Source organism: Kitasatospora sp. NPDC036993, from assembly GCF_055607525.1.
Genome location: NZ_JBVJRP010000004.1, coordinates 372,242 through 386,274, shown reverse-complemented (window position 1 = coordinate 386,274; position 14,033 = coordinate 372,242). Strand labels below are relative to the sequence as shown.

The window sequence follows — 14,033 nt, the reverse complement described above, 5'->3', positions numbered from 1 at the left end:
GCGAGCTACCGAGCTGCTCCACCCCGCGTCGGTGAACACGAATCTACGCGACTTCAACCGAATCACCTAATCGCCTCCCCTCCGGCCCCCGCCGGCGGGGCCGACTGGCCCGACCGGGGCCCGGGAACGCCGAAGGGCCCCGAGGCTTGATGCCTCCGGGCCCTTCGTCTTTGTAGCGGGGACAGGATTTGAACCTGCGACCTCTGGGTTATGAGCCCAGCGAGCTACCGAGCTGCTCCACCCCGCGTCGGTGAACACGAATCTACGCGACTTCAACCGAATCACCTAATCGCCTCCCCTCCGGCCCCCGCCGGCACCGTCCGCGATGCCGGCACGGGCCCGGAAACGCCGCAGGGCGGCCACCCCCTGAGGGGTGACCGCCCTGCGATCAGTGACCTGGGCCCCTCCCGCCCGGTGACGGGCGGGAAGGGGGACTCAGCCGGTGTACGGGCCGTAGTCGTAGTCGTCCAGCGGAACCGCCTGGCCGGAGCCGGCGCCGAAGGGCGACAGGTCGTAGTCGTCGTAGCCGACGGCCGAGTACATCGCGGCCTTGGCCTCCTCGGTCGGCTCGACCCGGATGTTGCGGTAGCGGGGCAGACCCGTACCGGCCGGGATGAGCTTACCGAGGATGACGTTCTCCTTGAGGCCCAGCAGCGGGTCCGACTTGGCGTGGATCGCCGCGTCGGTGAGGACCCGGGTCGTCTCCTGGAAGGAGGCGGCCGACAGCCAGGACTCGGTGGCCAGCGAGGCCTTGGTGATACCCATCAGCTGCGGACGGCCGGAGGCGGGGTGACCGCCCTCGGCGACCACGCGACGGTTCTCGGTCTCGAAGCGGCCGCGCTCGACGAGCTCGCCCGGGAGCAGCTCGGCGTCGCCCGACTCGATGATCGTCACGCGGCGGAGCATCTGCCGGATGATGATCTCGATGTGCTTGTCGTGGATCGACACGCCCTGCGAGTTGTAGACCTTCTGGACCTCGGCGACCAGGTGGACCTGGACGGCACGCTGGCCCATGATGCGCAGGACGTCGTGCGGGTTGGTGGCACCCATGGTCAGCTTCTGGCCGACCGCGACCGCCTCGCCCTCGCTGACGAGCAGCTTCACACGCTTCGAGACCGGGTAGGCGATCTCGTCGGTGCCGTCGTCCGGCGTGACGACCAGCTTGCGGGTCTTCTCGGTGTCCTCGATGCGGACCCGGCCCTGCGCCTCCGAAATCGGGGCCACACCCTTGGGGGTACGGGCCTCGAAGAGCTCGACGACACGCGGCAGACCCTGGGTGATGTCGTCACCGGCCACACCACCGGTGTGGAAGGTACGCATGGTCAGCTGGGTACCGGGCTCACCGATGGACTGGGCGGCGATGATGCCGACCGCCTCACCGATGTCGACCAGCTTGCCGGTGGCCAGCGAACGCCCGTAGCACATGGCGCAGGTGCCGACGGCCGACTCACAGGTCAGGATCGAGCGGGTCTTGACCTCGCCGATGCCGTGGCGGATCAGCTCGTCGATCAGCACGTCACCGAGGTCGGTGTTGGCGGTGGCAAGGAGCTTGCCGTCCACCGTGATGTCCTCGGCGAGCATCCGGGCGTAGACGCTGGTCTCGACGTCGTCGGCCTTGCGCAGCACGCCGTCCGCGCCCACGGAGCCGATCGACAGCTTCAGGCCGCGCTCGGTGCCGCAGTCCTCCTCGCGGATGATGACGTCCTGGGAGACGTCGACCAGACGACGGGTGAGGTAGCCGGAGTCGGCGGTACGGAGGGCGGTGTCGGCCAGACCCTTACGGGCACCGTGAGTGGAGATGAAGTACTCCAGCACGGACAGGCCCTCACGGAACGAGGCCTTGATCGGACGCGGGATGGTCTCGTTCTTCGCGTTCGACACCAGACCACGCATACCGGCGATCTGGCGCATCTGCATCATGTTTCCACGAGCACCCGAGTCGACCATCATGAAGATGGGGTTCGTCTTCGGGAAGTTCTCGTTCATGGCCTCGGCGACCTCGTTGGTCGCCTGGGTCCAGATGCCGATGAGCTCCTGCTTGCGCTCGTCGTTGGTGATCAGGCCGCGCTCGTACTGACGCTGGACCTTCTCCGCCTTCGCCTCGTAGCCCTCGAGGATCTGGGGCTTGTTCGGCGGGACGACGACGTCCGAGATCGAGACGGTGACACCCGAGCGGGTCGACCAGTGGAAGCCGGACGCCTTCAGGTTGTCCAGGGTCGCCGCGACGACGACCTTGGGGTAGCGCTCCGCCAGGTCGTTGACGATCGCGGAGAGCTGCTTCTTGCCCACCTCGTAGTCGACGAACGGGTAGTCCTCGGGCAGCAGCTCGTTGAAGAGCGCGCGGCCCAGGGTGGTGGTCAGGCGGAAGGGCTCACCCTCGTACCAGGACGACCGGCCGTCCTCGTCCACCGGCGGGGTCCAGCCGCGCGGCGGGACGGTGCCGGCCTGGAGGCGCAGCTCGATCGGGGCCTGCACGTCCAGGTCGCGGGCGTCGAAGGCCATGATCGCCTCGGCGGTCGACGAGAAGGTGCGGCCGGCGCCCTTCACGTTGTCGCGGTCCGAGGTCAGGAAGAACAGACCGAGCACCATGTCCTGGGTCGGCATGGTGACGGGGCGACCGTCGGCCGGCTTCAGGATGTTGTTCGAGGACAGCATCAGGATGCGGGCCTCGGCCTGCGCCTCCGCGGAGAGCGGCAGGTGGACGGCCATCTGGTCACCGTCGAAGTCCGCGTTGAACGCGGTGCAGACGAGCGGGTGGATCTGGATGGCCTTGCCCTCGACCAGCTGCGGCTCGAAGGCCTGGATGCCGAGGCGGTGCAGGGTGGGCGCACGGTTCAGCAGGACCGGGTGCTCGGCGATGACCTCTTCGAGCACGTCCCACACGACCGGACGGGCACGCTCGACCATGCGCTTGGCCGACTTGATGTTCTGCGCGTGGTTCAGGTCGACCAGGCGCTTCATCACGAACGGCTTGAAGAGCTCCAGCGCCATGGCCTTCGGCAGACCGCACTGGTGCAGCTTGAGCTGGGGGCCGACGACGATGACCGAACGGGCCGAGTAGTCGACTCGCTTGCCGAGCAGGTTCTGACGGAAACGACCCTGCTTGCCCTTCAGCATGTCGCTGAGGGACTTCAGCGGGCGGTTGCCCGGGCCGGTGACCGGACGGCCGCGGCGGCCGTTGTCGAACAGCGCGTCGACGGCCTCCTGGAGCATGCGCTTCTCGTTGTTCACGATGATCTCGGGCGCACCGAGGTCGAGAAGCCGCTTCAGGCGGTTGTTGCGGTTGATGACGCGGCGGTACAGGTCGTTCAGGTCGGAGGTCGCGAAGCGGCCACCGTCCAGCTGCACCATCGGACGCAGGTCCGGCGGGATGACCGGGACGCAGTCCAGCACCATGCCGTTGGGCTTGTTGGTGGTCTGGAGGAACGCGGAGACGACCTTGAGGCGCTTCAGCGCGCGGGTCTTCTTCTGGCCCTTGCCGGTGCGGATGATCTCGCGCAGGCGCTCGGACTCCTCCGCCAGGTCGAAGGTCTCCAGGCGGTCCTTGAGGGCCGCCGCGCCCATCGAGCCGGAGAAGTAGGTGCCGAAGCGGTCGCGCAGCTCGCGGTAGAGCAGCTCGTCGCCCTCCAGGTCCTGGACCTTGAGGTTCTTGAAGCGGGCCCACACCTCGTCGAGGCGGTCGAGCTCGCGCTGCGCGCGGTCGCGCAGCTGCTTCATCTCGCGCTCGGCGCCCTCGCGCACCTTGCGGCGCACGTCGGCCTTGGCGCCCTCGGCCTCCAGCTCGGCCAGGTCGGTCTCGGCCTTCTTGGCGCGGGCCTCGAGGTCGGAGTCGCGACGGTTCTCGATCTGCTGGCGCTCGACCGAGACGTGCGCCTCCAGGGACGGCAGGTCGCGCTGGCGGCGCTCGTCGTCGACCCAGGTGATCATGTAGGCGGCGAAGTAGATGACCTTCTCGAGGTCCTTCGGCGCCAGGTCGAGCAGGTAGCCCAGGCGGGACGGCACGCCCTTGAAGTACCAGATGTGGGTGACCGGGGCGGCCAGCTCGATGTGGCCCATCCGCTCGCGGCGCACCTTGGCGCGGGTCACCTCGACGCCGCAGCGCTCGCAGATGATGCCCTTGAAGCGGACGCGCTTGTACTTACCGCAGTAGCACTCCCAGTCCCGGGTGGGGCCGAAGATCTTCTCGCAGAAGAGTCCGTCCTTTTCGGGCTTCAGGGTGCGGTAGTTGATGGTCTCCGGCTTCTTGACCTCGCCGTGGGACCACTGGCGGATGTCGTCGGCGGTGGCCAGGCCGATGCGGAGCTCGTCGAAGAAGTTGACGTCAAGCACTGGTCGTCAAGCCCTCTTTCGTAAGTCGAGAGTCGTTCAATGTGGTCTGAGGGGGGCCTGGGGGCGGGCCGGCCGCTGCTGCGGCCGGCCCCACCTCCGTCAGACCTCTTCGACGCTGCTCGGCTCGCGCCGGGACAGGTCGATGCCGAGCTCCTCGGCGGCGCGGAACACGTCCTCGTCCGAGTCCCGCATCTCGATGGACTGGCCGTCCGAGGACAGCACCTCCACGTTGAGGCAGAGCGACTGCATTTCCTTGATGAGGACCTTGAAGGACTCGGGAATGCCGGGCTCGGGGATGTTCTCGCCCTTGACGATGGCCTCGTAGACCTTCACTCGGCCGAGGACGTCGTCGGACTTGATGGTGAGCAGCTCCTGGAGTGCGTAGGCCGCGCCGTACGCCTCGAGGGCCCACACCTCCATCTCACCGAAGCGCTGGCCACCGAACTGCGCCTTACCACCGAGCGGCTGCTGGGTGATCATCGAGTACGGACCGGTCGAGCGGGCGTGCAGCTTGTCGTCGACCAGGTGGTGCAGCTTGAGGATGTACATGTAGCCGACCGAGACCGGCATCGGGAACGGCTCGCCGGAGCGGCCGTCGAACAGCCGGGCCTTGCCGGTGGAGTTCACCAGGCGCTCACCGTCGCGGGTGAGGGTGGTGTTGTCCAGCAGACCGGTGATCTCGTCCTCGCGGGCGCCGTCGAAGACCGGGGTGGCGAGGTTGGTGCCGCCCTCGACCTTGTCCGCGCCGATCACCTGGAGGCGCTGGGCCCACTCGTCGGCGAGGCCGGAGACGTCCCAGCCCTGCTTGGCGAGCCACCCGAGGTGGATCTCCAGGACCTGTCCCGGGTTCATTCGGGACGGGACACCCAGCGGGTTCAGGATGATGTCGACCGGGGTGCCGTCCTCCAGGAACGGCATGTCCTCGACCGGCAGGATCTTGGAGATGACGCCCTTGTTGCCGTGACGGCCGGCGAGCTTGTCACCGTTGGTGATCTTGCGCTTCTGGGCCACGTAGACGCGGACCAGCTGGTTGACGCCCGGGGGCAGCTCGTCGCCCTCTTCACGGTCGAAGACGCGGACGCCGATGACCTTGCCGGACTCACCGTGCGGGACCTTCAGCGAGGTGTCGCGGACCTCACGGGCCTTCTCACCGAAGATCGCGCGGAGCAGGCGCTCCTCGGGGGTCAGCTCGGTCTCACCCTTCGGGGTGACCTTGCCGACCAGGATGTCGCCGGTGACGACGTCGGCGCCGATGCGGATGATGCCGCGCTCGTCGAGGTCGGCGAGGACCTCCTCGGAGACGTTCGGGATGTCCCGGGTGATCTCCTCGGGGCCGAGCTTGGTGTCACGGGCGTCGACCTCGTGCTCCTCGATGTGGATCGAGGAGAGGACGTCGTCCTGCACGAGGCGCTGCGACAGGATGATCGCGTCCTCGTAGTTGTGACCCTCCCACGACATGAACGCCACGAGCAGGTTCTTGCCGAGGGCCATCTCGCCCTCGTCGGTGCACGGGCCGTCGGCCAGCACCTGGCCGGCCTCGACCCGGGCGCCCTCGTCCACGAGCACCTTCTGGTTGAAGGCGGTGCCCTGGTTGGAGCGGGTGAACTTGGCGGCGCGGTACGTGGTGTACGTGCCGTCGTCGTTCGCCACGGTGACGTAGTCGGCCGAGACCTCCTGGACGACACCCGCCTTCTCGGCGGAGATGACGTCCTGGGCGTCGACGGCGCAGCGGTACTCCATGCCGGTGCCGACCAGCGGGGCCTCGCTCTTCAGCAGCGGCACCGCCTGACGCATCATGTTCGAGCCCATGAGCGCGCGGTTGGCGTCGTCGTGCTCGAGGAACGGGATCATGGCGGTCGCGACCGACACCATCTGGCGCGGCGAGACGTCCATGTAGTCGATCTCGGTGCCCGGGATGTAGTCGATCTCGCCACCACGGCGGCGGACCAGGACACGCGGCTCGGCGAAGTGCAGGTCCGCGGTCAGCGGCGCGTTCGCCTGGGCGATGACGTAGCGGTCCTCCTCGTCGGCGGTGAGGTAGTCCACCTTCTCGGTGACCACACCGTCGACGACCTTGCGGTACGGGGTCTCGATGAAGCCGAACGCGTTGACCCGGCCGTACGAGGCCAGCGAGCCGATCAGACCGATGTTCGGGCCTTCGGGCGTCTCGATCGGACACATGCGGCCGTAGTGCGAGGGGTGCACGTCACGGACCTCGAAGCCGGCGCGCTCACGGGAGAGACCGCCGGGGCCGAGGGCGGACAGACGGCGCTTGTGGGTCAGGCCCGACAGCGGGTTCGTCTGGTCCATGAACTGCGACAGCTGGCTGGTGCCGAAGAACTCCTTGATGGAGGCGACGACCGGCCGGATGTTGATCAGGGTCTGCGGCGTGATCGCCTCGACGTCCTGGGTGGTCATGCGCTCACGCACGACGCGCTCCATACGGGCGAGACCCGTACGGACCTGGTTCTGGATGAGCTCGCCGACGTTGCGGAGGCGACGGTTGCCGAAGTGGTCGATGTCGTCGACCTCGACCACGATGTCGCGGCCCTCGCCGTCACGCCACTCGGTCTCGCCCGCGTGCAGCTTCACCAGGTACTTGATCGCACCGATGATGTCGGGCTCGGTGAGCACGCCGGAGTCCAGCGACTCGGCGTTGCCCAGCTTGCGGTTGACCTTGTAACGGCCGACCTTGGCGAGGTCGTAGCGCTTCGGGTTGAAGTACAGGTTCTCCAGAAGCGTCTGCGCGGCCTCGCGCGTGGGCGGCTCGCCCGGACGCAGCTTGCGGTAGATGTCCAGCAGTGCGTCGTCCTGGCCCTGGGTGTGGTCCTTCTCCAGGGTGTTGCGCATCGACTCGTACTCGCCGAACTCCTCGAGAATCATCTCGTTGGTCCAGCCGAGGGCCTTGAGCAGCACGGTGACGGACTGCTTGCGCTTGCGGTCGATGCGGACGCCGACCATGTCGCGCTTGTCGATCTCCATCTCCAGCCAGGCACCACGCGAGGGGATGACCTTGCAGGAGTAGATGTCCTTGTCGGACACCTTGTCCAGGGTGGAGTCGAAGTACACACCCGGGGAGCGGACGAGCTGCGACACGACGACACGCTCGGTGCCGTTGATCACGAACGTGCCCTTGTGGGTCATGAGCGGGAAATCGCCCATGAAGACCGTCTGAGACTTGATCTCACCGGTCTCGTTGTTGGTGAACTCGGCCGTGACGAAGAGCGGGGCCGCGAACGTGAAGTCGCGGTCCTTGCACTCGTCAATGGAGTTCTTCGGCGGCTCGAAACGGTGGTCGCGGAAGGTCAACGACATCGACCCGCTGAAGTCCTCGATCGGCGAGATCTCCTCGAAGATCTCCTCCAGACCGGACTTGGTGGGGACGTCCAGACCAGACTCCAGCGCCCGCTCGACCCGGGACTTCCAGGCCGCATTGCCGAGCAGCCAGTCAAAGCTCTCGGTCTGCAGGGCCAGGAGGTTCGGGACCTCGAGGGGCTCCTTGATCTTCGCGAACGAGACGCGAAGCGGAGCGGTGGATGCGGCGGAATTGTTCGAGGCGTTGCGCGGCGCGGCCAAGAGGGGGGTCCTTCCGAGGGCTCGGAGCTCACTACGCGCGTACCAGCCGGGCCTGCTTGGGCTTGGTCCCGCCTCCCTCGCCACTGGCCTCCGCCGGGGTCGGAACCCCAGGTCAGAGCCGCTTTGCGGAGGCGATGCCAGGCCCCTTCAGGGCAACGCAAACTCCGGGCGACGAGTCACGGAGCAGCTAACAGGCAGCGCAAAGGGACAGTGTAGCCAATGGCGACACTGCTGTCCAGCTCTGATTCGGAGACCGAATCGGAGACTCCTCCCGGTAGCCGGCGAGCGCGGACGCCCACCGGGTACTGCTCTCACTCACGTGGAGTCATTTCCCGCCGCGCCACTGGTTATGCATCCAGCGGCGAACCAACCGGGCGGACTCGCGCCTTGAGAATCGCGCGCCGCGCCAGGTTCGTCAAGGGCCCGCCGACGGCGCGGGCCTCGACCTGTCTATCGATCCGGACCCCCTCGGCGTTACAGAAGCCGTGGTGGGGCCGCCCTCGACGACGGTGATCACCATACCTCCCGGCACCGACGGTGCCGAGTGCCCTCTCGGCCACACGGTGGGCCCTGTCGGCCGCCCGGGGGAACCGCTCCGGGCCCGGAAACGCGAAAAGGCCGGGCCGACCACCCGCAAGGGTGATCGGCCCGGCCCTACGCCCCCTCAGAGGGGGCGCGAGATCACTTGACGGTGACCTTGGCGCCGGCACCCTCGAGGGCGGCCTTGGCCTTCTCGGCAACGTCCTTGGCAACCTTCTCCAGGACCTTGGCACCAGCGGTGTCAACGAGGTCCTTGGCCTCCTTCAGGCCGAGGGAGGTCAGGGTGCGCACCTCCTTGATGACCTGGATCTTCTTGTCGCCGGCACCCTCGAGGATGACGTCGAACTCGTCCTGCTCCTCGACGGCCTCGGCGGCGGCACCGGGGACACCGGCGGCGGCAACGGCGACCGGCGCGGCGGCGGTGACGTCGAACTTCTCCTCGAAGGCCTTCACGAAGGCGGCCAGCTCGATGAGGGTGAGCTCCTCGAACTGCGCGAGCAGCTCGTCCTGGGACAGCTTCGCCATGATGGCGTCCTTCCACTAAATCGGCAGGTTGGTGCCGTATGTACGGGTTGGGCGGGCACGGGCCCGCAGCGAGGCGTGAGCCTGCGGATTACTCCGCGGCGGCGTCCTCGGCGGCGGGAGCCGGCGTACCGGCACCGCCCTGCTCGACCTTGTCGCGCAGCGCGTCCACAGTGCGGACGAGCTTCGACGGCAGGGCCTGGAAGAGCGCGGCAGCCTGGGACTGCTTGGCCTTCAGGGCACCCGCCAGCTTGGCGAGCAGCACCTCGCGGGACTCGAGGTCCGCGAGCTTCTTGATCTCATCGGCGGACAGCGCCTTACCGTCAAGGACACCGCCCTTGATGATGAGAGCGGGGTTCTCCTTGGCGAAGTCACGCAGAGCCTTCGCCGACTCCACCGGGTCACCGGTGACGAAGGCGACAGCCGTCGGACCACTGAACAGGTCGTCGAGCTCCGTGATCCCGACCTCATTGGCCGCGATCTTGGTCAGCGTGTTCTTCACCACGGCGTACTCGGCGTTGTCGCCGAGCGAGCGACGCAGGGTCTTGACCTGCTTCACCGAGAGACCGCGGTACTCGGTCAGCAGCGCCGCGGAGGAGCCACGGAACTTGTCCGTGATCTCGGCGACGGCAGCAGCCTTGTCGGGCCTGGCCATAGGCTTACGCCTCCTTCCGTGATGTCGAAGTCGGGCCGACCGCGAAAGTCGACCTGGGTCGCCGTGGACCGACCGGACGGAAGGAAAGCTCCTGCGGAAACGCAATGAGCCCCGGTGCGCAGGCGCACGGGGCTCGTAGCGACCTCAACGGGCGGCCGCGCGGACGCGGTACCCGGAAGTCGAAGCTCCAGACACACCTGCGCGGGCTGCCTGCGACGAAACGCAGATCCTTCGGCCACCGGCTCCCTGACGGGGGCGCGATGACAACCAGCGGTCTTTGGCTTCGGTTAGATTAGCCGGAGCCGGTCGCAAGGTGCAAATCGCCCTCGGACGGAGCAACCGCGGGCGCGCGTCGGGGCGGCTCAGCGGGCCAGCGGGGAGACCGTCCGGACCCCGGTGTCCACGGTGTCCGACTCGGCCGGCGCCTGCGCCGAGAGCAGCGCCCCGCCGAAGTCGGTGTAGAGCACCGAGTCGTCCGCGCTGCCGCTGTCCCCGCTGCCGGTGCGCTGGAGCCGGACCAGCTGGTCCTTGTCGTTGAGCCAGAGGTCCACGGTGAGCGAGAGCGAGCCGCCCGGCGCGAGCGCGGCCCGGAGGCCGTCCCTGCGGGCCTGGGTCAGCTGGGTCTGGGCGGCCGCGTACTTCTCGGCGGTGGTGGTGATCCGGTAGTGCTCGACGGTCGAGTCCTCGTACTTCTCCTCGCCGACGAAGACCGGGTCCGCCCCCTCGGCGGTGGCCGCGGTCAGCGCCTCGACCGGGTTCAGCAGGTCGATCAGCCCGGCGTAGGGGATCTCCTTGTGGCCGTCCGCGTCCGGCGGCACGGTGAAGCGCTCCCAGTGCCTGCCGCCGTTCCTGGCCGCGGTGGCGGCGTCCCCGCCCTGGTAGGCGACGGTGTCCACGACGATCAGCTGCTCGGACCCGGACGGGGTGGAGCGCTTGATCTGGAGCGCGGTCTTGGGCTGCCAGAACAGCGGGCCCGAGCCGGCGTCCTGGCCGAGCCGGTAGCTGACCTTGGCCCGGCGGGCGGTCTGCATGGCCAGCTGGGCGGAGAGCAGCACCCCGTGCGGCGACCGGTCGGTCGGCTTCGCCTGGGCGCTCGGGGAGGCGGCGGCCGGCGAGGCGTCGGTCGGGGTCGGGCCGCCGGACGGCCCGGCGGGCGCGCCCCCGTCGCACCCGCTCAGCCCGCTCACCAGCAGGGCGACGACGGCCGCTGCCGCCAACCGCTGCCGTCCCGCCATCGCCCGTACCCCTCTCGCCCCGGCCCCGTCCGACGGCGGCCCTCGCTCCGGCCACCTTGCCACCCGTCCCCGGCCCGCCCGGTGGCGGCCCCCTCCTCGGGGGCCGCCACCCCTGGCGGATCCACCGGTCGGCCGAATTCGGCCGGGTGATCAGCCGGTGGCGGTTCCGGCGCCCTTGCCCGCCTTCGACAGCGCGGAGGCCTCCGCCACGTCGGACGCGGGCGGGGCTGTGGTTTCCACCCTGGTCCCGTAGTCCGAGTAGAGGACCGAGGCCTTGAAGGCGCCCGCCGCGGTGTCCCCGGTCTCGGTCCGCTGGACCACCAGCTGGTCGGTGTCGACCCACACGTCGATCCGCTCGCTGGTGATGCCGGACGCGGCCAGCTTCTGCTTGATCTGGTCGAGCTTCTCCTGGCTCAGGCCCTTGCCGGACGCCTTGGCGATCTCGTCGGCGTTGAGCACACCGGAGTAGTGGGTGGTGGCCTTGCCGGCCACCGTCTCGTCGCCGACCTCGGTGACCTTGCCGGTCGCGATCAGCCGCCGCACGCCGTCGACCGGGTCCGCGTCCTTGAACTGTTCGGTCGTGCCCCCGGACGCCTTGGCCTGGTCGGCGGCGCTGTAGTGCAGCCAGTGCTTCCCGTCCAGGGCCCCGAGCGCGTCGCCGTCGACGCGCATGTACATCCCGTCCTTGGTGAAACGGTACGACGCGGACTCGCTGCCGGTGAGGACCGAGATGAGCTTGCCCATCGGAGAGCGGGACATGTCCATCGTGAGCTCGCCCTGGAGGCCGTCGGCCCAGGAGACCGCGCCCGTGCCCTTCATCGCGTTGTCGCCGATGGTGATCGTCTCGGTGATCTTCGCCGACTTGGCCGCGCCGGTCTTCTGGGTGACCTGCTCCAGGTAGACCGCCGGGCTCGCCTTCTCCGGCTTGGCGCCACCGGTCGGGGCGGCCGACGGGGTGCCGGCCGGCGTGGTGGCGGCGGCCGAGGTCGGCGCGGCCGGGGCGGCGTTCTTGTCGGCGCCCTTGTCGGCGTTGTCGTTGCACGCGGTCGCGGTCAGCGCCAGGGCGGCGAGGACGACGGCGACGGCGGTCTTGCGGGTTCCAGCCATGATTCCCCCCTTGAGGACCCCGGGCCCTCGATGCGCCCGGGTGGTAGCCGGTCGTGCTGCCGGTGGGCCCGGTGGACGGGCCGCGCCGGATCAGCCGAGCGGCTCGGGCAGGTCGGCCTCGCTGCCGAGGACGCCGACGGCCGGTGCCGCGATCGCGGCGGAACTGCCGCGGTTCGCGTCCGTGCCGGTGACGGCGCCCTTGCTGCCCCCGTGAGATCCGATCGGCCCCGAGAAAGGCCGATTGTCAGCTCTTCTCATGTATTTCTCAGGCGGACTCTAACGGATCGTCGGACGCCCCACCCACCCGATATCCCCTCCCCGTCACCCGCCCGCGGGAGGCGCCGGGTCCGCCGCCCCCGGGACCGAGACATCGGTCGTGGTCACCGTGGTTCCCGCGCTCCCCCGGACCGTCTCACGCAGCCGCAGCAGCTGCCTGCCGGGCCCGACCCAGACGTCGTAGCCGATCGTCGTCACCCCGCGCCGCTGGTACCAGTCCAGCGTGGCGGCGCGCCGCTGCGGGCTCAACTCCTTGTCGCTTCCGAAGAGTTCGGCCACCGGCGCGGAGCCCCGGTAGTGCGCGACGGTGGTCCCGGCCAGTTGCTCGGCGCCGAGCGAGCCGAGGGTGACGCCCTGCGCGACCGCGTACGCCCGGCTGCCGGGGCCGGTGATCAGCGTGCTCGTCCAGCCGCCCGCGAAGCCGCCGGGGCCGGCGCCCGCCCCGGGGTCGACCGACTCCGCGGTGCTCCGCTCCGCGCGCTTGGCCGCGCCGTCCTGGTACACGAGGTCGAGCACGCCGTCCTTCACGGTCAGCCGTCCGCTGCCCAGTTCGTCGGTGACGGTCAGCGCGGCCTCGTCCGACGCACCCCAGACCAGCGAGCCGCTCGCGGTCCGCCGGCCGTCCGGGCCCTCCCGGACCACCTCGATCCGGGCGCTGCCGGCGTCGTCGAGCGCCTGCGCGGCGGCGAGCACCACCTGTTTGGGCGGCACCGGCGCGGGACCGCCCGGGGTCCCCGTGGTCGGGGCGGCCAGCAGGCTGCACCCGGTGGTGGTGGCGAGCAGCAGGGCCGCCACGAGAACGGTGGGGCGAGGGGCGGGCGGCACGGCACACTCCGGCGGTCACAGGTTCTCCACGTGGTCTGACCGCCAGAGCGTACGACGGTTCGGCCGCCCGCTCCTCTCCGCCGATGTCCCGATCCGGCAACCGTTCGGGGAACGACGACGGGCCCGCGCCCCCGGTGAAGGGGGTGCGGGCCCGTCGTACGGACTGCGCTAGAGCACGGGTGCTCAGACGGCGGCCGGGTCCTCCTCGACGAGGAGGTTACGGGTGCGGTTCGGGTCCACCAGGATGCCGGGGCCGATGGTGGTCGAGAACGCGGTCTTCTTGATGTAGCGGCCCTTGGCGGCGGACGGCTTGGCGCGGAGCACCTCGTCCAGCGCGGCGGCGTAGTTCTCGATCAGCTGCTCGTCGGTGAAGGAGGCCTTACCGATGATGAAGTGCAGGTTCGAGTGCTTGTCGACGCGGAACTCGATCTTGCCGCCCTTGATGTCGTTGACAGCCTTGGCGACGTCCGGGGTCACGGTGCCGGTCTTCGGGTTCGGCATCAGACCACGGGGACCGAGCACGCGGCCGAGGCGGCCGACCTTGCCCATGAGGTCCGGGGTGGCGACGACGGCGTCGAAGTCCAGCTTGCCCTTCGCGACCTCGTCGATCAGCTCGTCGGCACCGACGATGTCGGCGCCAGCAGCACGCGCGGCCTCGGCACGCTCGCCGGTCGCGAAGACCAGGACCCGAGCGGTCTTACCGGTGCCGTGCGGGAGGATCACGGTGCTGCGGACCATCTGGTCGGCCTTGCGCGGGTCGACACCCAGACGCATGGCGACCTCGACGGTGCCGTCGAACTTGCTGGTGCTGGTCGCCTTGGCGAGGCGGATGGCCTCGAGGGGGGCGTAAAGGCGCTCGCGGTCGACCTGGGCGTCCGCGGCCTTCAGGGCCTTGCTGCGCTTCATGGCTGCTCCTGAATGATGAATGGAGTTGTGGTGTCACGGGCCTGCGCGGGCCCTACCACGGG

Annotated in this window: 9 protein-coding genes and 1 tRNA gene; all 10 read right to left on the bottom strand. The window is 69.2% G+C overall.

Going from position 1 to position 14,033, the window contains the following annotated elements; all coding sequences use genetic code 11:
• Positions 1 to 173: 173 nt before the first annotated feature.
• Positions 174 to 247, bottom strand: a tRNA-Met gene (locus ACZ7C5_RS10850).
• A 188-nt stretch (positions 248 to 435) separates the two neighbouring features.
• Positions 436 to 4,329 (bottom strand): DNA-directed RNA polymerase subunit beta', encoded by a 3,894-nt coding sequence (locus tag ACZ7C5_RS10845; RefSeq protein ID WP_188295382.1) that lies wholly within the window; start codon positions 4,327 to 4,329, stop codon positions 436 to 438.
• Positions 4,330 to 4,428: 99 nt separating this feature from the next.
• Positions 4,429 to 7,905 carry a DNA-directed RNA polymerase subunit beta gene (gene rpoB, locus ACZ7C5_RS10840; protein WP_188295381.1) on the bottom strand — a complete coding sequence of 1,159 codons (3,477 nt, stop codon included), beginning with the start codon at positions 7,903 to 7,905 and terminating at the stop codon, positions 4,429 to 4,431.
• A gap of 681 nt (positions 7,906 to 8,586) precedes the next feature.
• Positions 8,587 to 8,970 (bottom strand): 50S ribosomal protein L7/L12, encoded by a 384-nt coding sequence (gene rplL / locus ACZ7C5_RS10835; RefSeq protein ID WP_188295380.1) that lies wholly within the window; start codon positions 8,968 to 8,970, stop codon positions 8,587 to 8,589.
• Between the two features lie 88 nt (positions 8,971 to 9,058).
• On the bottom strand, positions 9,059 to 9,622 hold the full coding sequence (rplJ, locus tag ACZ7C5_RS10830) for a 50S ribosomal protein L10 (RefSeq protein ID WP_030232356.1): 564 nt from the start codon (positions 9,620 to 9,622) through the stop codon (positions 9,059 to 9,061).
• A 362-nt stretch (positions 9,623 to 9,984) separates the two neighbouring features.
• Positions 9,985 to 10,857, bottom strand: coding sequence for an SCO4651 family lipoprotein (locus tag ACZ7C5_RS10825; RefSeq protein ID WP_401079928.1), 873 nt, complete (start codon positions 10,855 to 10,857; stop codon positions 9,985 to 9,987).
• Between the two features lie 150 nt (positions 10,858 to 11,007).
• Positions 11,008 to 11,964, bottom strand: a complete 957-nt coding sequence (locus tag ACZ7C5_RS10820) for an SCO4651 family lipoprotein (RefSeq protein ID WP_401079930.1) — start codon at positions 11,962 to 11,964, stop codon at positions 11,008 to 11,010.
• Between the two features lie 90 nt (positions 11,965 to 12,054).
• Positions 12,055 to 12,222, bottom strand: coding sequence for a hypothetical protein (locus ACZ7C5_RS10815; RefSeq protein WP_401079932.1), 168 nt, complete (start codon positions 12,220 to 12,222; stop codon positions 12,055 to 12,057).
• A gap of 63 nt (positions 12,223 to 12,285) precedes the next feature.
• The gene (locus tag ACZ7C5_RS10810) at positions 12,286 to 13,065 is read right to left on the bottom strand and encodes a hypothetical protein (protein WP_401079934.1); all 780 of its coding nucleotides are present in this window, start codon (positions 13,063 to 13,065) and stop codon (positions 12,286 to 12,288) included.
• A 183-nt stretch (positions 13,066 to 13,248) separates the two neighbouring features.
• Positions 13,249 to 13,971 (bottom strand): 50S ribosomal protein L1, encoded by a 723-nt coding sequence (gene rplA / locus ACZ7C5_RS10805; protein ID WP_401079936.1) that lies wholly within the window; start codon positions 13,969 to 13,971, stop codon positions 13,249 to 13,251.
• Between the last annotated feature and the right edge of the window lie 62 nt (positions 13,972 to 14,033).